At 71.3% G+C, this 24223-nt stretch carries 26 protein-coding genes; 18 read left to right on the forward strand and 8 right to left on the reverse strand.

The genetic code is table 11. From position 1 onward, the window contains the following. Positions 1 to 65: 65 nt before the first annotated feature. Positions 66 to 860: an ABC transporter permease gene (locus LOY02_RS01415; RefSeq protein WP_317180530.1), complete on the reverse strand. Its 795-nt coding sequence runs from the start codon at positions 858 to 860 to the stop codon at positions 66 to 68. After that, entirely contained in the window at positions 857 to 1597 is a 741-nt protein-coding gene (locus LOY02_RS01420) for an ABC transporter ATP-binding protein (protein ID WP_317180531.1), read from the reverse strand. Before LOY02_RS01420 ends, LOY02_RS01415 begins: the two co-directional genes overlap by 4 nt. A gap of 96 nt (positions 1598 to 1693) precedes the next feature. Between LOY02_RS01420 and LOY02_RS01425 the strand changes: the two genes are divergently transcribed. The 11 genes from LOY02_RS01425 to LOY02_RS01475 all read left to right on the forward strand — a co-directional run bounded on the left by LOY02_RS01425 (position 1694) and on the right by LOY02_RS01475 (position 11161). After that, on the forward strand, positions 1694 to 2377 hold the full coding sequence (locus tag LOY02_RS01425) for a phosphatidylserine decarboxylase (protein WP_317180532.1): 684 nt from the start codon (positions 1694 to 1696) through the stop codon (positions 2375 to 2377). Continuing rightward, on the forward strand, positions 2374 to 3324 hold the full coding sequence (locus tag LOY02_RS01430) for a phosphatidylcholine/phosphatidylserine synthase (RefSeq protein WP_317180533.1): 951 nt from the start codon (positions 2374 to 2376) through the stop codon (positions 3322 to 3324). The genes LOY02_RS01425 and LOY02_RS01430 overlap by 4 nt, the downstream gene beginning before the upstream one ends. 48 nt (positions 3325 to 3372) lie before the next feature. After that, entirely contained in the window at positions 3373 to 4203 is an 831-nt protein-coding gene (locus tag LOY02_RS01435) for a helix-turn-helix transcriptional regulator (protein WP_317180534.1), read from the forward strand. Further along, positions 4200 to 5621, forward strand: a complete 1422-nt coding sequence (gene sufB / locus LOY02_RS01440) for a Fe-S cluster assembly protein SufB (protein WP_317180535.1) — start codon at positions 4200 to 4202, stop codon at positions 5619 to 5621. Before LOY02_RS01435 ends, sufB begins: the two co-directional genes overlap by 4 nt. Beyond that, the gene (gene sufD / locus LOY02_RS01445; RefSeq protein ID WP_317180536.1) at positions 5621 to 6928 is read left to right on the forward strand and encodes a Fe-S cluster assembly protein SufD; all 1308 of its coding nucleotides are present in this window, start codon (positions 5621 to 5623) and stop codon (positions 6926 to 6928) included. The genes sufB and sufD overlap by 1 nt, the downstream gene beginning before the upstream one ends. 5 nt (positions 6929 to 6933) lie before the next feature. After that, positions 6934 to 7704 (forward strand): Fe-S cluster assembly ATPase SufC, encoded by a 771-nt coding sequence (gene sufC / locus LOY02_RS01450; protein WP_317180537.1) that lies wholly within the window; start codon positions 6934 to 6936, stop codon positions 7702 to 7704. Between the two features lie 15 nt (positions 7705 to 7719). After that, complete coding sequence (locus LOY02_RS01455; RefSeq protein WP_317180538.1) at positions 7720 to 9045, forward strand: SufS family cysteine desulfurase; 1326 nt, start codon at positions 7720 to 7722, stop codon at positions 9043 to 9045. A gap of 1 nt (position 9046) precedes the next feature. Then, positions 9047 to 9598, forward strand: coding sequence for a Fe-S cluster assembly sulfur transfer protein SufU (gene sufU, locus LOY02_RS01460; protein WP_317180539.1), 552 nt, complete (start codon positions 9047 to 9049; stop codon positions 9596 to 9598). After that, positions 9595 to 9921: a metal-sulfur cluster assembly factor gene (locus LOY02_RS01465; RefSeq protein ID WP_317180540.1), complete on the forward strand. Its 327-nt coding sequence runs from the start codon at positions 9595 to 9597 to the stop codon at positions 9919 to 9921. The genes sufU and LOY02_RS01465 overlap by 4 nt, the downstream gene beginning before the upstream one ends. A 16-nt stretch (positions 9922 to 9937) precedes the next feature. Continuing rightward, a complete protein-coding gene (locus LOY02_RS01470) occupies positions 9938 to 10573 on the forward strand; it encodes an acVLRF1 family peptidyl-tRNA hydrolase (protein WP_317180541.1) in 636 nt (211 codons plus the stop codon). A 210-nt stretch (positions 10574 to 10783) separates the two neighbouring features. Then, complete coding sequence (locus LOY02_RS01475) at positions 10784 to 11161, forward strand: HNH endonuclease signature motif containing protein (protein ID WP_317180542.1); 378 nt, start codon at positions 10784 to 10786, stop codon at positions 11159 to 11161. Positions 11162 to 11200: 39 nt separating this feature from the next. On the opposite strand, the gene LOY02_RS01480 is transcribed toward LOY02_RS01475, so the two are convergent. The 3 genes from LOY02_RS01480 to LOY02_RS01490 form a co-directional block, all read right to left on the reverse strand. Then, positions 11201 to 12157 carry a neutral zinc metallopeptidase gene (locus LOY02_RS01480; protein WP_317180543.1) on the reverse strand — a complete coding sequence of 319 codons (957 nt, stop codon included), beginning with the start codon at positions 12155 to 12157 and terminating at the stop codon, positions 11201 to 11203. Positions 12158 to 12262: 105 nt separating this feature from the next. Next, positions 12263 to 13279, reverse strand: coding sequence for an alanine racemase (locus LOY02_RS01485; RefSeq protein ID WP_317180544.1), 1017 nt, complete (start codon positions 13277 to 13279; stop codon positions 12263 to 12265). Between the two features lie 2 nt (positions 13280 to 13281). Continuing rightward, positions 13282 to 14400 (reverse strand): lipid II:glycine glycyltransferase FemX, encoded by a 1119-nt coding sequence (locus LOY02_RS01490; RefSeq protein WP_317180545.1) that lies wholly within the window; start codon positions 14398 to 14400, stop codon positions 13282 to 13284. A gap of 71 nt (positions 14401 to 14471) precedes the next feature. Between LOY02_RS01490 and LOY02_RS01495 the strand changes: the two genes are divergently transcribed. The 4 genes from LOY02_RS01495 (at position 14472) to LOY02_RS01510 (ending at position 20023) form a co-directional block, all read left to right on the forward strand. After that, positions 14472 to 15527, forward strand: coding sequence for a MerR family transcriptional regulator (locus tag LOY02_RS01495; RefSeq protein WP_317180546.1), 1056 nt, complete (start codon positions 14472 to 14474; stop codon positions 15525 to 15527). A 346-nt stretch (positions 15528 to 15873) separates the two neighbouring features. Beyond that, positions 15874 to 17472, forward strand: a complete 1599-nt coding sequence (locus tag LOY02_RS01500; RefSeq protein ID WP_317180547.1) for an ABC-F family ATP-binding cassette domain-containing protein — start codon at positions 15874 to 15876, stop codon at positions 17470 to 17472. Positions 17473 to 17567: 95 nt separating this feature from the next. Beyond that, positions 17568 to 19478, forward strand: a complete 1911-nt coding sequence (locus tag LOY02_RS01505) for an ABC transporter ATP-binding protein (protein WP_317180598.1) — start codon at positions 17568 to 17570, stop codon at positions 19476 to 19478. Between the two features lie 32 nt (positions 19479 to 19510). Beyond that, positions 19511 to 20023 (forward strand): DinB family protein, encoded by a 513-nt coding sequence (locus tag LOY02_RS01510; protein ID WP_317180548.1) that lies wholly within the window; start codon positions 19511 to 19513, stop codon positions 20021 to 20023. A 38-nt stretch (positions 20024 to 20061) separates the two neighbouring features. Here the strand turns inward: LOY02_RS01510 and LOY02_RS01515 are convergent, their stop codons facing one another. Continuing rightward, positions 20062 to 20865 (reverse strand): SURF1 family protein, encoded by an 804-nt coding sequence (locus LOY02_RS01515; RefSeq protein WP_317180549.1) that lies wholly within the window; start codon positions 20863 to 20865, stop codon positions 20062 to 20064. Between the two features lie 33 nt (positions 20866 to 20898). On the opposite strand from LOY02_RS01515, the gene moaA reads away from it, so the two are divergent. After that, entirely contained in the window at positions 20899 to 21951 is a 1053-nt protein-coding gene (gene moaA, locus LOY02_RS01520) for a GTP 3',8-cyclase MoaA (RefSeq protein ID WP_317180550.1), read from the forward strand. An 18-nt stretch (positions 21952 to 21969) separates the two neighbouring features. Here moaA and LOY02_RS01525 read toward each other — a convergent pair whose 3' ends face one another. Together LOY02_RS01525 and LOY02_RS01530 are read right to left on the reverse strand one after the other, a co-directional pair. Continuing rightward, positions 21970 to 22212, reverse strand: a complete 243-nt coding sequence (locus LOY02_RS01525; RefSeq protein WP_317180551.1) for a hypothetical protein — start codon at positions 22210 to 22212, stop codon at positions 21970 to 21972. Further along, a complete protein-coding gene (locus LOY02_RS01530) occupies positions 22209 to 22496 on the reverse strand; it encodes a DUF3099 domain-containing protein (protein ID WP_317180552.1) in 288 nt (95 codons plus the stop codon). Before LOY02_RS01530 ends, LOY02_RS01525 begins: the two co-directional genes overlap by 4 nt. Positions 22497 to 22642: 146 nt before the next feature. Between LOY02_RS01530 and LOY02_RS01535 the strand changes: the two genes are divergently transcribed. Both LOY02_RS01535 and fabI read left to right on the forward strand, forming a co-directional pair. Beyond that, positions 22643 to 23362, forward strand: a complete 720-nt coding sequence (locus LOY02_RS01535) for a beta-ketoacyl-ACP reductase (protein ID WP_317180553.1) — start codon at positions 22643 to 22645, stop codon at positions 23360 to 23362. A 97-nt stretch (positions 23363 to 23459) separates the two neighbouring features. After that, positions 23460 to 24221 (forward strand): enoyl-ACP reductase FabI, encoded by a 762-nt coding sequence (fabI, locus tag LOY02_RS01540; protein ID WP_317180554.1) that lies wholly within the window; start codon positions 23460 to 23462, stop codon positions 24219 to 24221. The last annotated feature ends 2 nt before the right edge of the window (positions 24222 to 24223 follow it).

Consider the following 24223-nt stretch of genomic DNA (forward strand, 5'->3'; position numbering starts at 1 on the left):
GTCAGTGCTGAGTCAGTGCTGCGTCAGGGTTGGGTCCCGCTGTCGCGTTGCCCAGTCTCACGCAGTCAGTCGTCGAATCGGAACAGCCGCGCTGCGAGGAGTGTCGCTGCGCCCGCCCACCCGAGGACGACGAGGAGGGCGAGCGGGTTCACCGCGCCGTCGACGAGCGCCGAGCGCAGGCCGTCCCCGAGGCCCGCCGAGGGAAGCAGCGCCACCGGGCCGGTCAGTGCGTCGGGAAGCTGCGTCCGCGGAACGACGAGGCCGCCCACGGCGAGGAAGAGCACCCAGAGGAGGTTCGCGAGCGCCAGCACGGCCTCGGCCCGCAGCGTCCCGCCCACGAGGAGGGCGAGCGCGACGAACGCCCACGTGCCGAGGGCGAGGAAGGCCACGGCCGGCAGGATCCCGGAGAGCTCAGGACGCCACCCGAGAACCAGCCCGAGCCCGCCGAGCACGAGGATCTGGAGCACGACGATGGCCAAGGTGGCCACGACCTTCGCGGCGACGAGGCCGGAACGGCCGAGGGGCGTCACTCCGAGGTAGCGGAGGACGCCGTAGCGCCGGTCGAAGCCGGTCGCGATCGCCTGTGAGGTGAAGGCCGACGAGACGACGGAGAGGGCCAGGACCCCGGGCACGGCGACGTCGACGCGGTCACCCGGCCCGAGGGACGGGGTCGTCGTCAGGCTCAGCCCGACGAGGACGATCGCGGGCAGGAGGATGGAGACGAGCAGCTGCTCGCCATTGCGCAGGAGGGTGCCGGCCTCGAAGCGGGCCTGGGCCAGGATGCGCTGGCGAGGCGGCGCGGCGGGGCCGCTCGAGGACCGCGCGCCAGGCGTCCGCCTGCCCGCGTCGAGCGTGCTCATGCCCGCCCCCTCGTCGTCAGCTCGAAGTAGACCTCTTCGAGCGGGCGACCCCTCGTGACCTCGGCGAGCGTGCCCTCGGCGACGGTGCGACCGGAGTTCATGATGACGAGGTGGTCGGCGAGCCGCTCGGCCTCCTCGAACGAGTGGGTCGTGACGACCACCGTCGTGCCCGCGTCACGCAACGAGCGGATGATGTCCCAGACCTCGAGGCGGCCGTGCGGGTCGAGGCCGGCGGCCGGCTCGTCGAGGAAGAGGACCTCCGGGCGGCCCAGCAGCGCGGCTGCGAGCGCCAGGCGCTGCTTCTGCCCGCCGGAGAGGCGCCGGATGGTCGTTCCGGCGAAGTCGACGACGCCGAGCCTTCGGGCCGTCTCCGCGACCTCGGCGGGCGCCGCATAGAGCCGGCTGAGGTGCTCGAGCAGCCGCATCGGCTTGCTTCCTCCGGGTAGGCCGCCGCTCTGGAGCATGACGCCGACGCGGGCCCGGTGGTCGGCGTCGGCGGTCGCCGGGTCGACGCCCGCCACGCGCACCTCGCCCCGGTCCGGTCGGCCGAGCCCGACCGCGCACTCGATCGCGGTCGTCTTCCCGGCACCGTTGGGACCGAGGACCGCAGTGATCCGGCCGGCCGGGGCGCGCCACGACAGCCCGTCCAGAGCGCGGACGGCCCCGTAGCTGCGGTGGAGGTCCACCAGGGTCACTGCCGATGTGTCACGTGGCACCTCGCGCGTGGCCTCCGTCATGGTGGATGAGTCTAGGCTCGGGCGGGGCCGCCCCCACTCGCGGCCCGAAACTGGTCACCGACCGCATCCGCCCCCACCCTGCCCGGAGACGCCCCCGTGAAGATCGACCCCGCCGCCAGACCGTTCACCGCCGTGGCGGCTGCCCCCACCCTCCTCGCCGCCCTGGGCCGTCGGCCCCGCACGGCGCTCGCCCTCGGACTGCTCACCGCGGGGGTCACCCTGTTCTTCCGCGACCCCGACCGGACGCCGGACCGTGCGCCGGTCACGGACCCCGACGTCGTCCTCGCCCCTGCGGACGGCATGGTGGTGCACGCAGGCCCCGCCCAGGACGGCGTCGCCCCGGAGGGGGAGTGGCAGCAGGTCAGCATCTTCCTCTCGCTGCTCGACGTGCACATCAACCGCTCGCCGTACGGCGGTCGCGTCGTCAGCGTCACCCACGTCCCCGGTCGCTTCCTCGCCGCCTATCGCGCCGCGAGCGCCACGAAGAACGAGCGGAGCGAGATCGTCGTCGAACGCCTCGTCGCGGGCGCTCCGCGGCGGGTCGTCTACCGGCAGCTCGTGGGCCAGCTGGCCCGGCGCATCGTCACCCGGATCCACGCGGGCGACGACGTGGCGACCGGCGAGCGCATCGGCCTGATGAAGTTCGGCTCCCGCATGGACGTCTTCCTGCCACCCGAGGTCGTCCTCGAGGTGTCGAAGGGCCGTCGCGCCGTCGCCGGTGAGACGGTGCTCGGCCGCTTCCCGTCGGCGTCGGCCGTCCCCGGGCAGGCCCCCGCATGACCGAGGCGGACGGGGCGTCGCGTCCGCGCACGGCCAGGGCGCGTCGCCGGGTCGTCCGGGGCTGGCGACTCGTCTCGCAGACCGGTGCTCGAGTCGTTCCCCTGAGCCGGCTCAACCCGCGGGTCCGGGCCAAGGTCATGCTCCCCAGCCTCTTCACGCTCGGCAACATGATCTGCGGCTTCTCCTCGGTCCTCATGGCGTTCCAGGACAAGTTCCGCGTCGCCGCTGTGCTCATCGCCGTGTCCATCGTCCTCGACATCGCCGACGGCGCGGTCGCGCGGGCCGTCGGCGCGATCACCCCCTTCGGCCTCCAGTTCGACTCGCTCGCGGACCTCGTCTCCTTCGGCATCGCCCCTGCAGTGCTCGTCTACACGTGGGCACTGCCGTCGTACCCCCAGTGGGCCTGGACCGGGGCGATGTTCTGGCTCGCGTCCGCGGCCTACCGCCTGGCCCGCTTCAACGTGACGATCGACCCGCTCGCCGACAAGCGCTACTTCATCGGGCTCGCCAGCCCGGGGGCGGCCGGCGTCGTCATCGCCACGGTGTTCGCCATCGACCAGCCGTTGGAGGGTCCGCTGCTGCCGATCGCCGCCGGCGTCGTGCCGGCCGTGCTCATGGCGACCTCGTTCCGGTTCCGTTCCTTCCGCGGGCTCATCTCGACCGAGCGCCTGCCCCTGACGATCGGGTTCGTCGCGGCCATCGTCCTCGGCCTCGTGCTGGCACCCGGCGTGACGGGGATCGTCATCGCCTACGGCTACGTCCTCACGTCGCCGCTCGGCTGGGCCACCGCACCGCTGCGTCGACGGTGGTTCGGCCCCGACTCCGTCGCCCCTCCGAGGACGCGGCTGCCGTCGGTCATCATGCCGGTGGAGGCAGAGCCGGTCATCGAGGGCGAGCTGGCCATGGAGGAGGGCGACGAGCCCTTGAACCCGCCGTCGGCAGGGTAAGGGTCGCCTTACTGGAAGGTCGGGGACCAATTACGTCACAATGGTGTGGTGTTTTTCGCTGAGCACGTGCCGACCCTGGCGAGGGAGGGCGACCTCGGGTCGCCCCTCGAGTCACGCACGCGCTCCCGGGTCCTGCACATGGTCTCCGCCGAGGGACCGATCACCGCTGCCGAGCTCGGCCGCCACCTCGACCTGACCCCCGCCGCAGTGCGCCGCCACCTCGACGCCCTCGTCGAGCAGGGGGCCGTCGTCGAGCACGAGCCGACCGGCGTCCGCCGCGGCCGTGGCCGTCCCGCCCGTGCCTACGTCGTCTCCGAGGCGGGACACGAGGCGCTCGAGGCCGACTACGACTCCCTTGCCCTCGAGGTCCTGCGCTACCTCGCCGAGCACGCCGGCCCCCAGGCCGTCGCCGACTTCGCCCGCAGCCGCGTGGGTGTGCTCGAGGAGCGGTATGCCGCTGAGCTGGCCTCCGTGGGCAACGACCCGGCCGCACGGGCCGAGACCCTCGTCGACCTGCTCAGCCGCGACGGCTACGCGGCCTCGGCGCGTCCCGTCGGGGCCGGGGCGCTGGCGGGTGTCCAGCTCTGCCAGGGCCATTGCCCCGTGCAGCACGCGGCGGAGCAGTTCCCGGCCTTCTGTGAGGCCGAGACGGATGCGTTCTCGCGCCTCCTCGGCGTGCACGTGCAGCGGCTGGCCACCCTCGCCGGTGGGCACCACGTGTGCACGACCTTCGTCCCCGCGCACGTCGTCCGGAAGAGTCCGGAGGCAGAGCGTGTTGACGAGAGGGTGCCCCGATCCGGGGGAACGGATCTCGGGCAGCCGGCCCAGCGGCATACGCCCAGCTCGAACGAACCCACCAAGGAAAGGTCCCGTTCATGACGACCCACATCGAAGAGCTCAACCCGGGCCTGAAGGACATCGGGCGCTACGAGTACGGCTGGGCCGACTCCGACGCTGCCGGCACCTCGGCCCGGCGTGGACTGAACGAGGAGGTCGTGCGCGACATCTCCACGCGCAAGAACGAACCGGAGTGGATGCTCAAGCTGCGGCTCAAGGGACTCTCCCTCTTCGGCAAGAAGCCGATGCCGGCCTGGGGCTCCGACCTGACGGGGATCGACTTCCAGAACATCAAGTACTTCGTCAAGTCCACGGAGAAGCAGGCCACGACGTGGGACGAGCTGCCCGAGGAGATCAAGAACACCTACGACCGCCTGGGCATCCCCGAGGCCGAGAAGCAGCGGCTCGTCGCCGGTGTCGCCGCGCAGTACGAGTCGGAGGTCGTCTACCACCAGATCCGCGAGGACCTCGAGGAGAAGGGCGTCATCTTCCTCGACACCGACACCGCGCTCAAGGAGCACGAGGACCTCTTCCGCGAGCACTTCACGACGGTGATCCCCGCCGGTGACAACAAGTTCGCCTCGCTCAACACGGCCGTGTGGTCGGGCGGCTCGTTCATCTACGTGCCCCCGGGCGTCCACGTCGACATCCCGCTGCAGGCCTACTTCCGGATCAACACCGAGAACATGGGCCAGTTCGAGCGGACGCTGATCATCGCCGACGAGGGCTCGTACGTCCACTACGTCGAGGGCTGCACCGCCCCGATCTACAAGTCGGACTCGCTCCACTCCGCCGTCGTCGAGATCATCGTCAAGAAGAACGCCCGCGTCCGCTACACGACGATCCAGAACTGGTCCAACAACGTCTACAACCTCGTCACCAAGCGCGCCACGTGCGAGGAGGGCGCGACGATGGAGTGGGTCGACGGCAACATCGGCTCCAAGGTGACGATGAAGTACCCGGCGGTGTTCCTCATGGGCGAGCACGCCAAGGGCGAGACGCTCTCGATCGCCTTCGCCGGCGAGGGCCAGCACCAGGACACCGGCTCGAAGATGGTCCACGCCGCCCCCAACACGAAGAGCTCGATCGTCAGCAAGTCGGTCGCGCGCGGCGGCGGACGGGCGTCCTACCGCGGCCTCGTCCAGGTGCTCGAGGGGGCGTCGCACTCGGCCTCGACGGTGCGCTGCGATGCCCTGCTCGTCGACACGATCAGCCGCTCCGACACGTACCCCTACGTCGACATCCGCGAGGACGACGTGTCCATGGGTCACGAGGCCACCGTCTCGAAGGTCTCCGAGGACCAGCTCTTCTACCTCATGTCCCGAGGCATGGCCGAGGACGAGGCCATGGCCATGATCGTTCGCGGCTTCATCGAGCCGATCGCTCGTGAGCTGCCGATGGAGTACGCCCTCGAGCTCAACCGCCTCATCGAACTCCAGATGGAAGGAGCCGTCGGCTGATGACCGTTGCCGACACGCTTGCCGAGTCCGCCGACGCGATCGCGACACGCACGGGGAAGACGCACGTCGACCCCGCCGGAGCCTTCGTGCCTGAGCAGTCCCGGGCCGAGCGCACCGCCTCGTTCGACCTCGCGGACTTCCCCGTCCCGAAGGGGCGCGAGGAGGAGTGGCGCTTCACCCCGGTGAAGAAGCTCGGCGCACTGCTCGCGGAGGGCTCGAGCGCAGCGCTCGACTGGGTGCTCGACCTGCCCCCGGGCGTCACGACCAGCGTCATCACCGCGGACGAGGCCCGCGGCCTGGGGATCCTTCCCCCGCAGGACCGCGCGGCTGCCGTCGCCGCCGCCGGCGCGGCCGAGGTCCTGCTCGTCGACGTCGCGGCCGAGGCAGAGCCCCCCGAGCCCGCCCGCCTCCGCCTCGACGGCACCGGACGGGGCGAGTCGCCCACGTACGCGCACGTCGTCGTCCGGGCCGGCCATCACTCGCGCGCCACCGTGGTCATCGACCACCAGGGCCACGGCCGGCTCACCGAGCTCGTCTCCGTGGTCACGGGCGACGCCTCCGACCTGACCGTCGTGGCCGGCCAGCGGTGGGCGGACGACGCGATGCATCTCGCTCAGCACGACGCCCTCGTGGGTCGCGACGCGACCTACCGGCACATCTCCGTGACGCTCGGTGGCGAGATCGTCCGGCTCAACGCCAACGTGCGCTACGCCGGCCCCGGGGGAGACGCGACCCTGCTCGGCGTGTACTTCGCCGACTCCGGGCAGCATCTCGAGCACCGGTCGTTCGTCGACCACAACGCGCCGCACTGCAAGAGCCTCGTCACCTACAAGGGGGCCCTCCAGGGCGAGACCTCCCGCACGGTGTGGGTCGGTGACGCGCTCATCCGCGCTGCCGCCGAGGGCACCGACACCTACGAGCTCAACCGCAACCTCATCCTCACCGACGGGGCCCGGGCCGACTCGGTGCCCAACCTCGAGATCGAGACCGGGGAGATCGAAGGCGCCGGGCACGCCTCTGCCACAGGGCGATTCGACGACCTTCAGCTGTTCTACCTCCAGTCGCGCGGCATCGCCGAGGACGAGGCCAAGCGTCTCGTCGTCCGCGGCTTCTTCGCCGACATCGTCCGGGAGATCCCGCTCGCCGACTTGCGCGACGAGGTCACCGCGGCGATCGAGGAGGAGCTTGCCTCGACCGCCTACGCGGCGCCCACGAACCCGACTTCGGGCACCAGCACGGGCTCGTCGACGCCCGACAGGTCGACGCCCGACAGCACGACCGACACCGACAGCACCAAGGAGAACTGACCCAGATGAGCACGCTCGAGATCAAGGGACTCACCGTCTCGGTGGAGACCGAGGACGGCCCCAAGGAGATCCTGCGCGGGGTCGACCTCACCGTGAAGTCGGGGGAGACGCACGCGATCATGGGGCCCAACGGTTCCGGCAAGTCAACCCTCGCCTACAGCATCGCCGGTCACCCGAAGTACACCGTCACCGGCGGCACGGTGACCCTGGACGGCGAGGACGTCCTCGCGATGTCCGTCGACGAGCGGGCCCGCGCGGGGCTCTTCCTCGCGATGCAGTACCCCGTCGAGGTCCCCGGCGTCACGGTGAGCAACTTCCTGCGCACCGCCAAGACCGCCATCGACGGCGAGGCTCCGAAGCTGCGCACGTGGGTCAAGGACATGAAGGGCGCGATGACCGACCTCCGCATCGACCCGGCCTTCGCCGAGCGCAACGTCAACGAGGGCTTCTCCGGCGGCGAGAAGAAGCGCCACGAGATCCTGCAGATGCAGCTGCTCCGCCCGAAGATCGCCATCCTCGACGAGACCGACTCCGGTCTCGACGTCGATGCCCTCAAGGTCGTGTCCGAGGGCGTCAACCGCGCCGTCGAGACGACGTCCTGTGGCGTCCTGCTCATCACGCACTACACCCGCATCCTGCGCTACATCAAGCCCGACTTCGTCCACGTCTTCGTCGACGGACGGTTCGTCGAGGAGGGCGGTCCCGAGCTCGCCGACCGCCTCGAGGACGAGGGCTACGACCGTTACGCGGCGGCCGCCGTCGCCGACACCGCCTGAGAGGGACGGGTTCCCATGCGCTCCGCCGCCACGCCGCACCTCCGCGCCCTCACGGATGAGGAGGTCGCCGCCATCCGCCGCGACTTCCCCATCCTCTCGCGCACGGTGCGCGACGGCCGCCCCCTCGTCTACCTCGACTCGGGGGCCACCTCGCACAAGCCGACTGCGGTGCTGGACGCGGAGCGGTCCTTCTACGAGCAGCACAACGCCGCCGTCCACCGTGGCGCGCACCAGCTCGCCGAGGAGGCGACCGACGACTACGAGGCGGCCCGCGAGACGATCGCCGGCTTCGTCGGTGCGCCGCCTGACGAGATCGTCTTCACGAAGAACGCGACCGAGGCGCTCAACCTCGTCGCCTACGCCTTCTCCAACGCCTCCCCGTCAGACGAGCCCAAGGACGAGCGCTTCGTCCTCGGTCAGGGCGACGAGATCCTCGTCACGGAGATGGAGCACCACGCCAACCTCGTGCCCTGGCAGGAGCTCGCTCGACGCACCGGTGCCACCCTGCGCTGGATCCCGGTGGGTGCGGATGGTGCGCTCGACCTCAGCGACCTCGCGTCCCTGCTCACGGCACGCACCAAGGTCCTCGCGGTCACCCACGTGTCCAACGTCCTCGGCACGATCAACCCCGTGACCGACCTGGCCGAGCGCGCTCATGCCGTGGGTGCCCTCGTCGTCGTCGACGCCTGCCAGTCGGTCCCGCACCTGCCGGTCGACGTGAGGACGCTCGGGGCCGACTTCATCGCCTTCAGCGGACACAAGATGTATGGCCCCATGGGCATCGGGGTCCTCTGGGGCCGCGCGGAGCTCCTCGAGGTCATGCCTCCGTTCCTCACGGGGGGCTCGATGATCGAGCTCGTCACCATGGAGCGCTCGACGTGGGCCCCCGCGCCGCAGAAGTTCGAGGCCGGAGTGCCCAATGCCGCCCAGGCCGTCGGCCTCGCCGCCGCGGTCCGCTGGATCGAGCAGATCGGTATCGAGCGTATCCACGACCACGAGGCAGCACTGGTCGACGAGCTGATGGCCGGCCTCGCCGAACGCCCGTGGGTGCGGGTGGTCGGCCCGCCGCCAGGCGTGCCACGGGGCGGCGCGGTCGCTTTCGTCGTCGACGGCGTCCACGCCCACGACGTCGGCCAGATCCTCGACGACGCGGGGGTCGCCGTTCGTGTCGGGCACCACTGCGCGTGGCCGCTCCACCGCGCGGTGGACGCGGCTGCGACGACCCGCGCCTCGTTCGCTGTCCACTCGACGCGCGAGGAGGTCGCCGCCCTGCTCGAGGCGCTCGACCGCGTTCCGGTCATCTTCGGACTCGACGTGACGACCCCAGCGAAGGCGAGCTGACATGGACCTCTACCAGGAGATCATCCTCGAGCACTCGAAACGGCCGCACCATGCCGGGCTCCGCGAGCCCTACTCCGCCGAGGTGCACCACCTCAACCCGACCTGCGGCGACGAGGTCACCCTCCGGGTCGCCATCGCCGGGTCCGCCGACGAGCCGGTCGTCGCAGACGTCTCCTACGACGCCAAGGGGTGCTCGATCTCGGTCGCCTCGTCCTCGGTCCTCGCGGATGAGGTCATCGGCCGCCCCGTCTCGGAAGCCCTCGTCACCGTCGAGGCGATGCGCACGATGCTCACCTCCAAGGGGACGGCCTCCGGCGACGAGGAGACCATCGGAGACGGTGTCGCCTTCGCAGGTGTCGCCAAGTACCCGGCGCGCGTCAAGTGTGCCCTGCTCGGCTGGACCGCCTTCACCGATGCGCTGGCGCGTGCCGGGCAGGACATCAGCCGGCCCGGCACCGGCGCCTCCGCGAGCCCTTCCGCGCCCGCTTCAGGGGCAGGCGCCACGTCACCCTCCACCCAGCCAGAGACCACGACCACGGGAGCGCAGTCATGACCGCCCAGACCACCCCTGTCAACGTCGCGGACGTCGAGGAGGCGATGCGCGACGTCGTCGACCCCGAGCTCGGCATCAACGTCGTCGACCTCGGCCTCGTCTACGGCATCACCGTGGACTCGCAGTCGCACGCCGTCATCGACATGACCCTGACGTCGGCGGCGTGCCCGCTGACCGACGTCATCGAGGACCAGACCGCCCAGGCGCTCGAGGGCCTCGTCGCCTCGCACCGGATCAACTGGGTGTGGATGCCGCCATGGGGCCCCGACAAGATCACCGAGGACGGGCGCGAGCAGCTGCGCGCCCTCGGATTCAACCTCTGACCGTCGCGCCCCGACGGTGGCCCGCGTCATCGAGGTCGACCCGGACCGGTTCGACCGGTGGCTGGCAGGCTTCGGCGAGCGCCATGGTCCCTACGACGCCACTCGCGAGGACACCGCGGGTGGCGTCGTCGTCCGGGCCCGGGCTGCGGACGGGGCCGCCGTGGTCGCGACGCCCTTCGGCCACGACCCGCTCGGAGTCGTCCTCGTCAGGCGTGGCGGGTATGCCGTGGGCCTGGCCGTGGGCTCGCGCCTCACCGCCACCAAGGTGAGCACCCGCCACGTCCAGTCCCGCACGGCCGCCGGCGGGTGGTCCCAGCAACGGTTCGCCCGGCGCCGTGGCAAGCAGGCCGACGAGCTCGTCGGCGCCGTCGTCACGCATGCCCGGCGCATTCTGCTGGGTGACGACGAGTCGCCCCGCAAGGACGCAGACGGCGTTCCGAAGGGCCTCGTCGTCGGCGGCGACCGCGCCCTCGTTCGCGAGGTGCTGGGGGCGCCGGCCCTCCGCGCCCTCCGCGGCCTACCGATGCGGGAGCTCTACGACCTCGGCGACCCGCGACGCGACGTGCTCGAGTCCGCACTGCGTCGCGGCAGGGCCTACCGCATCGAGCTCACCGAGCCAGACGAGGCCGAAGCCGCCCCGACCCCGGGCTAGGCCCGACCCGTGCGCGCGGCAAGCGTGCTCGCGCAGGGCGGAACCGGGCCGTGTGGCCGAGCCCTGGCTGTTTGGCTGAAATATCGACCACACAGCGCCAGATCAGCGGGCCGGTGCTGATCCCGGGACTGCCGCGCCCGGCCTGACCCGGCTACACGCCACAGGCGACGCCTCCCCGGGATCTGTCGGGGCGGGCCGTAGCCTGTTCCCGTGCCAGGCAAGCGGCAGGGCGACCGGAGTCGACGGGCCAGGAGTGCCCGGCGGCGCACCCGGCGGCTGGCGCGGGGCCACCACGACCTCACCGACGAGCAGTGGGCCCGGCTCCAGGCCGCGTGGGGTGGCTGCGCCTACTGCGGCGCGGTCGGCGTCCCGCTGCAACGCGACTGCGTGCTGCCCATCTCGCGGGGCGGTCGCTACACGCTCGACAACGTCGCGCCCGCGTGCGGCTCCTGCAACGCGAGCAAGTGCAACGAGGAGGTCACCGCCTGGATGCGCCGCAAGCGGCTGGACGAGGTTGCCTTCCTCCTGAGGAGTCGGCAGATCCAGGCGGCGCTGGCGCGGCCACAGGGCACCCCGGACGCCGGCTGAGCGCCTGCAGGCCCCGAGGGGCCGCGACGGACGTCAGAGTCAGCTGACGGACTCCACGCCGAAGGTGTTGCACTGGTTGATGTCGCCCGTCCGCCAGCCCTGGAGGAACCAGCTCATCCGCGCCTCGGCCGAGCCGTGCGTCCAGTTCTCCGGGGTGACCCGGCCCTGGACCTTCTCCTGGATGCGGTCGTCACCGACGGCCGCGGCAGCCGAGAGCGCCGAGTCGATGTCGTCCTCGGTGATCGGCTGGAGCAGCGGGGTGCCGCTGGCATCAGTGGTCTCCGTGGCGTGCTTGACCCAGGTCCCGGCGAGGCAGTCAGCCATCAGCTCGATGCGCACGGCGCCGGAGTTGGGGCCCTGTGGGTCCTGCTGGGCGCGGTTGAGGATGCCGAGGAGGTTCTGCACGTGGTGGCCGTACTCGTGGGCGATGACGTACTCCTTCGCCAGCTGCCCGCCGTCGGCCCCGAACTTGCTCTGCAGCTCCTGGAAGAAGCTCGCATCGATGTAGACCTTGGAGTCCAGGGGACAGTAGAAGGGGCCCACCTGGGCGCTCGCCGTGCCGCAGCCGGACTGGACCTGGCCCTCGTAGATGACCGTGCGGGCCATCTCGTAGTTCATGTTGTACTTCGGCAGGGTCTTGGCCCAGTAGTCGTTCGCGCTGTTGACCGTGGCGATGATGAGGCAGACGTCGTCCTTGTTGGCGTCTGCGCCGGTCTGGCACTGGGCGAAGGCCGAGTCCTGCACCTGGCCGGCTGCCGAGACCTGGTCGGGCTGGAGCTGCTGGGAGGGCAGCCCTCCGGAGCCGGTGTCGCCCGAGTCGCCACCGAGGATGCTGCCACCACCGAAGATGAGCATGAGCACGAGCAGGATGAGACCGCCGATGCCGCCGCCGATCTGGATGCCGCCGGGGAAGCTCCCACCGCCACCACGCCCGAAGCCGCCGCCACCGCTCTCGACCTGAGACGTGTCGAGCCGGGCGTTCTCGTTGAAGCTCATGTCATGCTCCTGCTGGCCTGCCGGCCGGGAACGTCCCGGCTGTCACTGCGACAACCCTAGTCTGCGGACATCGTCCGACGTGCCCACTGCGCGTGGTGTCGCCGCTCAGGTGAGGACGACCGCGTCCGGGTAGGCGGTCGTGAGGCGCATGCGCACTGGCACGGTGTCACCGATGCGAGGCGGTGCCACCCCGTCGGGCAGGACGAGAAGGCTGCACTGCATGTGCGGCGGCTCGGCGAACCGCGGCATCGTGCCGCTGACCGTGAAGGGGGAACGCACCCGGTGTGCGGCCTCGAGGACTCCCTCGGCCACGGCTATCGCCCGACCGCGGGTGGTGGCGGCCGCCGCGGGAGACTCCATGGCCACACCGTGCGACGTCCCTCCGCTGACGACGAGGAGGTGCCCGCCCGGCTGGGGGCGCTGACGGTAGCCGACCCGGGCCCCCTTCGCGAGCGGTCGGACGTCGAGGACGTGGGCGCGCACCTCGTAGGCGCCGCGGTCCGCGAGCCACAGGTCGGTGCCCACCCGCGCCGCGAACCGATGGTCGGGAAAGCGCCGTCGCAGCTCGGCCAGCTCGGCGGACGTCGTGTGGGAGACGAAGAAGGCACGGACGCCGGCGAGCGCCTCCACGACCCGGCCGATCTCGGCGACGTGCCCCGAGCCCAGCGGCAGGTGCAGGGTGACCCCTTCGCCCCCTGCCGCGGCCAAGAGGTCTGCGACCCGTGCCACCGGCGCGCCGAAGCGGTTCATCGAGGTCAGCACCTCGATGACAGTCCGCGCCGACGGGTTGATGCCCCGGAGCGCGTCGAGGTCCTCCCGCGCCGTGATCGTGTGGACGAGGCGATCGTTCGCGAGGTCCGGCAGGCCGGCGTCGATCGGGGCGCGGAACGGCTCCATGACGAGGACGTCGCCGCCGAAGCCGCCGAGCGCGCCCGGGACCTCTGCATAGGTCCCGACGGCGATCATCGGCACGCCGAGCCGACCCGCCTCGGCGCAGAGCAGGTCGCGTCCGAAGCCGTAGCCGTTGCCCTTGATGACGGGGACCAGGTCGGGGTACGCGGTCGTCGCGGCGGCCTGAGCGGCCCGCCACCGGGCACCATCCACGTGCAGCGTGAGGGTCATCGTCACCTCCGTCTCATGTAGAGGTCGAACGCCGTGTAGAGGGCCCGATTGAGCGGGAGGTCCCACTCGCCCGCGAGTCGGACCGCCTCGCCCCCGGTGCCGACCTTGAAGCGGATGAGGCCGATGTGCGGATTGTCCTCGGCGACCGTGTTGGTGATGCCGCGCAGGTCGTAGACCGCGGCCCCGGCCGCGAGGGCGTCACGCATCATGCGCCACTGGATCGCCGTGGAACCCTGGAGCTCCCGCTTGCTCGCGCTGGACGCGCCGTAGGAGTACCACGCGTGCCGCCCGACGCGGATCCAGATCGTCGCGGCGAGGACGTCGCCCTCGTGCTCGGCGAGGTAGATGCGGATCCGCTGCGGGTCCTCCGCCGACATGACGCGATACATCCGCTCGAAGTACTCGAGACCCCGCGGTGTGAACCGGTCGCGCTCGGCCGTCTCGCGGTAGACGCGGTGGAACGCCGGAAGGTCGGTGTCCTCGCCCACGCGCACGGTGACGCCGTTCTTCTCGGTCTTCTTGATGTTGCGGCGCCACAGCTGGTTCATCCCGGCGAGCAGCTCGGCCTCGGACTTGCCGGCGAGCGGCACCTGGAAGACGTATTCGGGCTGGCCGGCGAGGAAGCCGTCGTCCGCGGACAGGTGTCGGAAGCCCAACCGGCGCAGCGTCTCCACGACGGCGGTGCCCACGGGCTCGACGACGTCCGGGGGCGCCTGGTCGTAGCGGGTCGTCGTCGGGTCGCTGATCGCCCCCTTGATCGTCGGGGCGTGCCATCGGTGGGTGGGAACGGGCGGCCCCAGTCGCAGGGCGAACGCTCCCTTGGCCTTGAGGTGGTCGCGGAGGGCCTTCAGCAGCTCGACGAGCCGCGGCGAGGCCCAGTCGATGCAGGGACCCTCGGGGACGTAGGCGAGGGAGCGGCGCAGCTTCGGCAGGCTCCGGTAGAGCACGAGGGCGGCGCCCACCTGGACGTCCCCCTCGAACCACCCGACGGACCCGTGCTGCCAGTCGGTCTTGACGTCGCCCCACGCGGGGGTCTGGAGGAAGCTGGCGGACGGCTGCTCCTCCAGCCAGCGGAGGTGCTCCTCCGCGGTGATGTCGCGGACGGTGATGGGGGCGGTCACGCTGGGCCACGCTACCGGAGCCGCACCAGTGCGCTTGACCTTGAACCGGGTCGAAGCCTCAGGCTGGAGCCGTGACCGAACTGCTGACCATCGGTGAGCTCGCCCGCCTCAGTGGGTTGTCCGCGAGCTCCCTGCGCTTCTACGACCGCGAGGGCCTGCTCGTGCCGGCGCGGGTGGACCCGTCGTCCGGCTACCGCCGGTACTCGGAGGCCCAGGTGCCCGTCGCCCGGCTCGTCGCGGGCCTCCGGCGGGTCGGTATGCCGCTGAGCGAGGTCGCCGTCGTCCTCGACCTCCGGGCGCGTGGCTCGGTGGGGGACGCCCGGGACGTCGTGGTCGCCCACGAGACCCGGCTCGAGCAGGGCCTGCAGGACGCCCGGCGGGAGATCGCGAGGACGTTGGACCTGCTGGGAGACGGAGAGCCCACCCGGCACGTCACGGTGTCCGGCCACGACCTGTCCCGAGCGCTGCGCACGGTGCGGTTCGCGGTGGCCCAGGAGCCCGCCGAGGACCTGGCCGTCCTCGCCGGGGTCCTCGTCGAGGCAGGGCCAGAGGGGCTGCGCCTCGTGGCGACCGACCGCTACCGCCTCGCCGTCGGCGTCGTGGAGGGCGCCCGGACGATCGGACCGCCACTCGTGCCGCATCCCGCGACGGCGTCGGTCGTCGTGCCCCCGGACTGGCTCGAGCAGGTCGGCGTCACCGCTGGTCGGCAACCCGTCCACCTGGCGATCGGCGAGGCGGTCTGCATCGCCCGCGTCGGCGCCTCGGAGCTCCGAGCCCCGAGCGTGCCGGGCGCCTTCCCCGACTATCGGCGGATCCTCGACTGGGACCGGGCCCGGCTGGCCCAGGGCATCGATGCACTGCCACTGCTCGACTCGATGGGCAGGCGGTCAGGTGACGGCCCGCCGGGGGCAGTGGGTCTCGCCGACGTCGACGGGGTGGCTCACGTCGTCGGGCGTCGGTCGGAGGCAGAGGTGCACGTCAACGGCGAGTTCCTCCTCGAGGCGCTGGCCGCCGTCGACGGGGACCCGAGCCTGGTGCTCGACGGGCCGATCGCCCCGCTCGCCGTCCGCGGCTCGGACGGAGGCCTGTCCGTGCTCATGCCGGTCCGTGCGGACAGGACGGGATGAGCGTCCTCGCCCACGTCTGCCGGTCCTGCGCGCACCCCATGGACTGGCACGACGCCCGGAACCGCGGCTACACGACCTGCCGCTGCTGCCACGACGGCAGCGGCGACCCCGACCCCGTGCCGACGCTGCTGCCGACGACGAGCTGGCCCAGCGGCATACGCGAAGGGCTGTGGCAGCCCGGCTCGCTGCGCAACGCGGGCACCATGCACGCCACGCGCACGTGCTCGTGCGAGGGCTGCCGCGAGGCGGCGGGCGGGTTAACGATTCGAGAGCATCCCGTCGCCACTGGCAGAATGGAGGGGTCATCCAGCCGCTGACGAAGTGCGGCACCAGGAAGGAAGATGCCGTGATCGTCGCGACCGGGATCGAGCTGCGCGCAGGTGCGCGCCTGCTCCTCGAGGACGCCAGCTTCCGCATCGACGCCGGGGACCGGGTCGGCCTCGTCGGGCGCAACGGCGCCGGCAAGACCACCCTGACGAAGGTCCTCGCCGGGGAGGGACAGCCGGCCGCCGGCACGGTCACGCGGACGGGCTCCGTCGGCTACCTGCCCCAGGACCCGCGCACGGGAGACCTCGGCATGCGGGCGCGGGACCGGATCCTGTCCGCACGCGGGCTCGACGAGATCGTCCGGCGTCGTGCCGATGCCGAGCAGCGCATGGCGAGCGAGGACGAGGACGTGCGCGAGAAGGCGATGCGCCAGTACACCCGGCTCGAGGTCGAGTTCGAGGCCGCCGGGGGCTACGCGGCCGAGTCGGAGGCGGCGTCGATCGCCAGCGCGCTGAGCCTCGAGGACCGCATCCTCGGGCAGGCCCTCCACACCCTGTCCGGCGGCCAGCGACGCCGCGTGGAGCTGTCCCGCATCCTCTTCTCCGGCGCGGAGACGCTGCTGCTCGACGAGCCGACGAACCACCTCGACGCCGACTCGATCGTCTGGCTGCGCGAGTATCTGCGCACGTACAAGGGCGGGCTCGTCGTCATCAGCCACGACGTCGACCTGCTCGGCGCGGTCGTCAACAAGGTCTACCACCTCGACGCGAACCGGTCGGCCCTCGACGTCTACAACGTCGGGTGGAAGACCTACCTCCAGGCGCGCGAGACGGACGAGCGACGCCGCAAGCGGGAGCTGGCCAACGCCCAGAAGAAGGCCAGCGCCCTGCTCGCGCAGGCCGACAAGATGCGGGCGAAGGCCACCAAGGCGACCGCCGCGCAGAACATGGCGAAGCGGGCCGAGCGTCTCCTCGCCGGCGTCGAGGGGGAACGGGCCGCCGACAAGGTCGCCAGGCTGCGCTTCCCCAAACCCGCTGCGTGCGGTCGCACGCCGCTGCGGGCCTCGGGACTGTCCCGCTCGTACGGCTCGCTCGAGGTGTTCACCGACGTCGACCTGGCCATCGACCGGGGGAGCAAGGTCGTCGTGCTCGGGCTCAACGGTGCCGGCAAGACGACCCTGCTGCGGATGCTCGCGGGTGTCGACGCGCCGGACACCGGGCAGATCGAGCCCGGCCACGGGCTCAAGCTGGGCTACTACGCCCAGGAGCACGAGAACCTCGACGTCGAGCGAACCGTCCTGCAGAACATGAAGTCGGCGGCTCCCGAGCTCGGCGAGACCGACGTGCGCAAGGTGCTCGGGTCCTTCCTCTTCTCGGGGGACGACGTCGAGAAGCCGGCCGGCGTGCTCTCGGGCGGGGAGAAGACCAGGCTGTCCCTCGCGATGCTCGTCGTGTCCTCCGCGAACGTGCTGCTCCTCGACGAGCCGACGAACAACCTCGACCCGGCCTCGCGCGACGAGATCCTCGGGGCGCTGTCGACGTACGAGGGCGCCGTCGTCCTCGTCACCCACGACGAGGGCGCCGTCGACGCGCTCGAGCCGGAGCGCATCCTGCTCCTCCCTGACGGCGTGGAGGACTTCTGGGGGCCCGACTACAAGGACCTCATCGCGCTGGCCTGAGCCGCGCTGCATGGGTCCTCGCGACCGTCCGGGGAATCGTTGTCCCCACCACGCGGTTTGATCGTGAGACGAGCAAGGAGGTCCCGCCGGTGGGCATGCAGCCGTGGATGATGATGCGCTCGATGTCGCGCGACCGCAGCGTGACCGAGCGCAGCCTCGCTCCGGGCACCCGCCGACGCGTCTTCTCCTACGCGCGGCCCTACAAGTCGTCGATCATCGCCTTCCTCGGCGTGGTCATCGTCAACTCGGTGCTCGTCGTCACCGTGCCTCTGCTGATCAAGTCCCTCGTCGACGACGGCGTCATCCCGAAGGACTCGAGCGTCGTCGTGCGGCTCTCCCTCGTCGTCGCAGCCATCGCCGTGCTCGACGCGCTCCTCAGCGTCGTGCAGCGGTGGTACTCCGCCCGGATCGGTGAGGGCCTCATCAAGGACCTGCGCACCGAGGTCTTCGGCCACGTGCTCCGGCAGCCCATCGCCTTCTTCACCCGCGCGCAGACCGGGTCGCTCGTCTCGCGGCTCAACAGCGACGTCATCGGCGCCCAGCAGGCCTTCACGTCGGTGCTGTCCAACGTCGTGAGCAACCTCGTCTCGGTCGTCCTCGTCATCGGGGCGATGTTCTCGCTGTCGTGGCAGCTGACCCTCGGTTCCCTCCTGCTGGTGCCACTCTTCCTCATCCCCGCCAAGCTCATGGGACGACGGCTCGCCGCCCTCGCCTCCCGCCAGATGACGCTCAACGCCGACATGGGGACCCGGATGACGGAGCGGTTCAACGTCGCCGGTGCGCTCCTCGTCAAGCTCTTCGGCAACCCGCGGCGGGAGGAGGCGGAGTACGACGAGCGCGCGAGTCGAGTGCGGGACGTCGGTGTGCAGATCGCGATCAACCGCACGGTCTTCATGGCGGCCCTGACCCTCGTCGCCGCGCTCGCGACCGCGATGGTCTACGGGTTCGGCGGCCTCATGGCCGTCAGCGGCTCGCTCTCCGTCGGCACACTGCTCGCCCTGGCCGCCCTGCTGGCCAGGCTCTACGGGCCCCTCACCTCCCTGTCCAACGTGCGGGTCGACATCATGACCGCGCTCATCTCCTTCGAGCGTGTCTTCGAGGTTCTCGACCTCGAGCCGCTCGTCGACGAGCGCCCGGGTGCACAGGACCTGCCCGCAGGGCCGCTCGGCGTCGAGCTCGACGGCGTCTCGTTCCGCTACCCCTCCGCCGACGAGGTGTCCCTCGCGTCCCTCGAGGCGGCCGCGAGTGGCGATCGCCGGGCAGGAGGACCCGTCCTCCACGAGGTCAGCCTCGTCGTCGAGCCCGGCCAGCTCGTCGCCCTCGTCGGTCCCTCCGGCGCCGGCAAGACCACCCTCACGTCCCTCGTGACCCGGCTCTACGACCCCACCTCCGGTGCGGTCCGGATCGGTGGCCTCGACCTGCGAGATGCCACCCTGTCCTCGCTGCGGGACCGCGTCGGCGTCGTCACCCAGGAAGCTCATCTCTTCCACGACACCATCCGCGCCAACCTGCTCTACGCCCGGCCCGATGCCACCGAGCAGGACATGGCCGAGGCGCTGCGGGCCGCGCAGATCAGTGACCTCGTCGACGACCTGCCCGAGGGCCTCGACACCGTCGTCGGCGACCGGGGCCACCGTCTCAGCGGCGGCGAGAAGCAGCGTCTGGCGATCGCGCGCCTGCTCCTCAAGGCGCCCGACATCGTGGTCCTCGACGAGGCGACGGCGCACCTCGACTCCGAGTCAGAGGTGGCGGTGCAGCGGGCCCTCGACGCAGCCCTGGCCGGTCGGACCTCGATCGTCATCGCCCACCGGCTCTCGACGATCCGGCAGGCCGACGTCATCGTCGTGCTCGATCACGGTCGGATCGTGGAGACCGGTCGTCACGCGGCGCTCCTCGCGGCCGGAGGTCTCTATGCCGACCTCCACGCGACCCAGTTCGCGGACTCCCCACGGGCTTCGGACGAGCGTGACACGGTCGCCCTGCCGACCGGGCCTGCCCTCGCCTGATTCCGACCAGGCGCCGGCCCTATGCTCCCCTCATGCCCTCCCATGCGCACGCCATGAGCCCCGAGGCGTTCGAGGCGCCGCCCCAGGCGCAGTTCGAGCTGTTCCTCGACGACCACCGGAGCCAGCTCGACGCCTGCCTCGCCGGCTTGAGCGAGGAGGAGGCCCGCCGTTCGCTCGTGCCGTCGCGCACCACGTTGCTCGGTCTCGTCAAGCACGCGACCTTCGTCGAGGGGGTCTGGTTCGACGAGGCAGTGACCGGACGGTCACGGGCCGAGATCGGGATTCCCGCCAGCCCTGACGCGTCCTTCATCCTCGACCCGGCGGACACGATAGAGAGCGTCCTGGGCCGGTACCGGAAGGCCTGTGCGGCGTCGCGCGAGGCCACCAGCCGTTTGGGACTCGACGACGTCATCACCGGCAACCGTCGCGGCCCGCTGCCGCTGCGCTGGGTCTATCTCCACATGCTTCGCGAGCTCGCCCAGCACTGCGGGCACGCGGACATCCTCCGCGAGCAGGTCCTCGCGTCCCGGGGCGAGCAGGTCTAGCTGTACCGACCCCGACACGGTCAGCCACGCGACAGGACTCAGGCGTCCTCCTCGTCCCAGATCCGCACCTTCTTCGGCTTGGCGGCGCCCGCGCCCTCGCGATCTCCTGCCGACTGGATCACCTGCCGGCGGATGGCGAAGACGACGAAGACGAGCCCGGCCGGCATGGTGAGCCACCACTGGATCGCATAGGCCTGGTGCGGCCCCAGCCCCTCGTCGGGGCGGGGGAGCGGCGACACCGGATGGTCACCCGCAGGCGTGCTCGGGGACTGCGTCCCCAGGACGACGTACGCGTCGAGGTCGCCCAGCTGGGGCACGCTGGCCCGTGCGTCGTCGACGCTGATGCTCGCCAGCTGGGGAGCGGGGAGGTCGCGTCCGAGGTCGGGCTCACCGGTCCGGAGCCAGCCGACGACCTCGACCGGACCGGTCGGCGCCGGATCGGCCGCGGGGGTCTGCTCGGCCTCGCGCGCGTTCGGCACCCAACCGCGGTCCACGAGGATGGTCACGCGCTCGGTGACAAACGGGGTGAGCACCTCGAAGCCGACCGTCTGGTCCCTGGTGCGGTTGCGCACCATGAGGTCCGACCCGGGCAGGTAGCTGCCCTGTAGGGTCACCCGCGTCCACTGCTCCTCGGGTGCCAGCCCACCGGCCCCCAGCCGGTCCAGGACGGCCGTGAGCGGCACCGGCGGGGCCTCGTAGTTCTCCTCGATCGCGGTGACCTTCGTGCGCTGCTCGACGTGCCGGCTCCACTGCCACGAGCCCAGCGTCCAGCACGCCACGCCGAAGAGAACGGCGACGAGGGTCGTCAGCAGCCATCGCCGCGTGAGCCAGAGCCGGAGCACGACAACGACGCTACCCGGCTTAGAGTGGTGGTCATGACGCGCCTTCCGGATCCCACCGTCCGGCCCGACGACCTGATCGGCCGGCCCGCCGGCCAGACCGGCCTGCGCGACCAGTTCGGGCGGGTCGCCCGTGACCTGCGGGTCTCGGTCACGGACCGCTGCAACCTGCGCTGCACGTACTGCATGCCCGCGGAGGGCCTGCCGTGGATGCCCAAGGCGGAGATGCTCACCGACGAGGAGCTGCTCAGGCTCATCGGTCTCTTCGTCCGCGACGGCGTCACCCAGGTGCGCCTCACCGGAGGCGAGCCACTCCTGCGCCGCTCCCTCGTCGAGCTCGTCGCCGGCATCGCGGCGCTCGAGCCGCGGCCCCGGATCGCCATGACGACCAACGGCGTGGGTCTCGAGCGGGTCGCCCAGCGCCTCGCGGAAGCCGGCCTCGACCGGGTCAACGTCAGCCTCGACACCATCGACGCGGAGACCTTCACCCGGCTCACCCGCCGCGACCGCCTCACCGACGTCGAGCTCGGGCTCAAGGCCGCGGCCCACGCGGGCCTCACGCCGGTCAAGGTCAACGCGGTCGCGATGCGCGGCGTCAACGACGACTCCGTCGCCGACGTGCTCCAGTGGTGTCTCGACCGCGGTTACGAGCTGCGTTTCATCGAGCAGATGCCGCTCGACGCCCAGCACGCGTGGGACCGGCGCGACATGGTGACGGCCGACGAGATCCGCGCCACGCTGTCCGAGCGCTACACCCTCACCCCGCTGCCCGCCGAGGAGCGGGGGAGCGCCCCGGCCGAGCGGTTCCTCGTGGACGGCGGCCCAGCGACGGTAGGGATCATCGCGAGCGTCTCGGCGCCCTTCTGCGCGGCCTGCGACCGAACCCGGCTCACGGCCGACGGCCAGGTGCGCAACTGCCTCTTCTCCCGCACCGAGACTGACCTGCGCACCCCGTTGCGCGACGGGGCGTCCGACGACGAGCTGCTCGATCTCATGCGAGGGGAGATGTGGCGCAAACGCCGGGGCCACGGGATCGGCGACCCCGACTTCGTCCAGCCGGACCGTCCCATGTCGGCCATCGGTGGCTGACCGCCGCGAGCGGACCGGTCAACCGTCCGCGTCGGTGAGGGCACCGACGGGGATGACCTCGATGAGGAACCCGCGCAGACCCACGAAGTCCGCGAGCGCCTGCTGGTGCTCGTCGCAGGCGAGCCACACCTTGCGTCGCCCCTCGACATGCAGCTTGGGGTTTCGCCAGACCACGGCGTGGACCGCGGACGCACGACAGCCCTTCGCGCTGCAGACATGGTCCTCGGCCGGGGGCATCGGCACGGCAGGAGGCGGCGTCATTGCTCGAGCCGGCGCGTGTCCGGGGGTGTGACCGGCTGGATCGCGCCGGACTGGCTCGGGCGAACGGCATTCGCCGTGACGACGGCGATGTACGGCAGCACGACGGCACCGACCAGGGCCACCCAACGCAGCCACCCGTCGAGGACGAAGACGAGGCCCAGGCACACGACGCGGATGCCCATCATCGTCAGGTACCGCTTGACCCGTTGGGCCTGGTCGTCCGCGGGGGAGGACGGCGCCGAGGTGACGTTGTGCACCACGGGTCGTTGCTTGCCTTGTGCCACCGGTCAACCATAAGCCCGGGCGGCGGCGATGACCCCCACGCCCCCTTGGGGACGCTTCGGCATACCCACGGGTAGTCCACTAGGTTCAGGGCTGTCCACGCGCCGGCAGCCGTCGGCCCGCTCACATCACACGCCAAGGAGACCAGGTGGCAGTCACCGAGCCGCGCAACGTGCTCGTCACCGGAGGCAACCGGGGGATCGGCCTCGCCATCGCGCGCGCCTTCCAGGAGGCCGGCGACACCGTCGTCATCACGCACCGGTCAGGTGAGCCACCCGAGGGGCTGCGCGGCGTCACGTGCGAAGTCACCGACACGGCGTCCGTCGACGACGCGTTCACCGCCGCCGAGGACCTCTTCGGCGGGCCGGTCGAGGTGCTCGTGGCCAATGCCGGCATCACCCGCGACACCCTCCTCATGCGGATGAGCGACGAGGACTTCGACGCCGTCGTCGACACCAACCTCGCCGGAGCCTTCCGGTGCGCGCGCCGCGCCGCGACCGGGATGATCCGCAAGCGCCGCGGACGGATCGTCCTCATCTCGAGCGTCGTCGGTCTCTACGGCTCGCCCGGGCAGGCGAACTACGCAGCGTCGAAGGCGGGTCTCGTCGGCCTGGCCCGCTCGATCACGCGCGAGCTCGGCGGACGCGGCATCACGGCCAACGTCGTGGCGCCCGGCTTCATCGACACGGAGATGACGGCGGTCCTGCCCGACGAGCAGCGCAAGGCCTACCTCGCCAGCATCCCCGCCGGTCGCTTCGCCACCCCGGAGGAGGTGGCGGCCGTCGTCCGCTTCGTCGCGAGCGACGAGGCCGGCTACATCACCGGGGCCGTCATCCCCGTCGACGGCGGACTGGGCATGGGGCACTGAGCCGGCCCAGCGGCATACGACAACCGCAATCTTCGTATGCCGCTGCGCCGGCCTCCGCTCGCACGTCGCCCCCCACACGAGAAAGGTGCCCACGACCATGGGAATCCTCGAAGGAAAGAAGCTGCTCGTCACCGGTGTCCTCATGGACAGCTCGATCGCGTTCCATGTCGCCAAGCTCGCCCAGGAAGAGGGCGCGGAGGTCGTCCTGACCTCCTTCGGACGGACGATGAAGATCACGCGGGCCATCGCCAAGCGGCTGCCCGCCACCCCACCGGTGATCGAGCTCGACGTGGCCAGCCAGGACGACCTCGACTCGCTCGCCGATCGGTTGCGCGAGCACGTCGACCACCTCGACGGGGTGCTGCACTCCATCGGCTTCGCCCCGCAGGGTGCCTTCAACTTCCTCGAAGGCACCTGGGAGGACGTCTCGACGGCGCTGCAGATCTCGGCGTACAGCCTCAAGTCGCTGGCCGTCGCCGCCCTGCCGCTCATGGGGGAGGGCGGGAGCGTCGTGGGCCTCACCTTCGACGCGAAGTTCGCCTGGCCCGTCTACGACTGGATGGGCGTGGCCAAGGCGGCCTTCGAGTCGACGAACCGCTACCTCGCCCGTGATCTCGGCCCGAAGGGGATCCGGTGCAACCTCGTCGCGGCCGGCCCGATCCGCACGACCGCCGCCAAGTCGATCCCCGGTTTCGAGCGCTTCGAGGAGGTCTGGGACGAGCGGGCACCGCTCGGGTGGGACGTCAACGACCCGGTGCCCGCGGCCCAGGCGTGCGCGGCCCTGCTGTCCGACTGGTTCCCGGCGACGACGGGGGAGATCCTCCACGTCGACGGTGGCGTCCACGCCATGGGGCAGTAGCG

The organism is Intrasporangium sp. (genome assembly GCF_032907665.1).
In the GTDB taxonomy this organism is placed as follows: Bacteria; Actinomycetota; Actinomycetes; order Actinomycetales; family Dermatophilaceae; genus Intrasporangium.

Excerpts from the sequence above, each read along its gene's own strand:
- sufB (WP_317180535.1), top strand. The coding sequence starts at position 4,200 with ATGACGACCCACATCGAAGAGCTCAACCCGGGCCTGAAGGACATCGGG.
- LOY02_RS01525 (WP_317180551.1), bottom strand. The coding sequence starts at position 22,212 with ATGACGCCGCCTCCTGCCGTGCCGATGCCCCCGGCCGAGGACCATGTC.
- LOY02_RS01485 (WP_317180544.1), bottom strand. The coding sequence starts at position 13,279 with ATGACCCTCACGCTGCACGTGGATGGTGCCCGGTGGCGGGCCGCTCAG.
- LOY02_RS01480 (WP_317180543.1), bottom strand. The coding sequence starts at position 12,157 with ATGAGCTTCAACGAGAACGCCCGGCTCGACACGTCTCAGGTCGAGAGC.
- LOY02_RS01415 (WP_317180530.1), bottom strand. The coding sequence starts at position 860 with ATGAGCACGCTCGACGCGGGCAGGCGGACGCCTGGCGCGCGGTCCTCG.
- sufD (WP_317180536.1), top strand. The coding sequence starts at position 5,621 with ATGACCGTTGCCGACACGCTTGCCGAGTCCGCCGACGCGATCGCGACA.
- sufC (WP_317180537.1), top strand. The coding sequence starts at position 6,934 with ATGAGCACGCTCGAGATCAAGGGACTCACCGTCTCGGTGGAGACCGAG.
- LOY02_RS01465 (WP_317180540.1), top strand. The coding sequence starts at position 9,595 with ATGACCGCCCAGACCACCCCTGTCAACGTCGCGGACGTCGAGGAGGCG.
- sufU (WP_317180539.1), top strand. The coding sequence starts at position 9,047 with ATGGACCTCTACCAGGAGATCATCCTCGAGCACTCGAAACGGCCGCAC.
- LOY02_RS01455 (WP_317180538.1), top strand. The coding sequence starts at position 7,720 with ATGCGCTCCGCCGCCACGCCGCACCTCCGCGCCCTCACGGATGAGGAG.
- fabI (WP_317180554.1), top strand. The coding sequence starts at position 23,460 with ATGGGAATCCTCGAAGGAAAGAAGCTGCTCGTCACCGGTGTCCTCATG.
- LOY02_RS01505 (WP_317180598.1), top strand. The coding sequence starts at position 17,568 with ATGCAGCCGTGGATGATGATGCGCTCGATGTCGCGCGACCGCAGCGTG.
- LOY02_RS01430 (WP_317180533.1), top strand. The coding sequence starts at position 2,374 with ATGACCGAGGCGGACGGGGCGTCGCGTCCGCGCACGGCCAGGGCGCGT.
- LOY02_RS01510 (WP_317180548.1), top strand. The coding sequence starts at position 19,511 with ATGCCCTCCCATGCGCACGCCATGAGCCCCGAGGCGTTCGAGGCGCCG.
- LOY02_RS01420 (WP_317180531.1), bottom strand. The coding sequence starts at position 1,597 with ATGACGGAGGCCACGCGCGAGGTGCCACGTGACACATCGGCAGTGACC.
- moaA (WP_317180550.1), top strand. The coding sequence starts at position 20,899 with ATGACGCGCCTTCCGGATCCCACCGTCCGGCCCGACGACCTGATCGGC.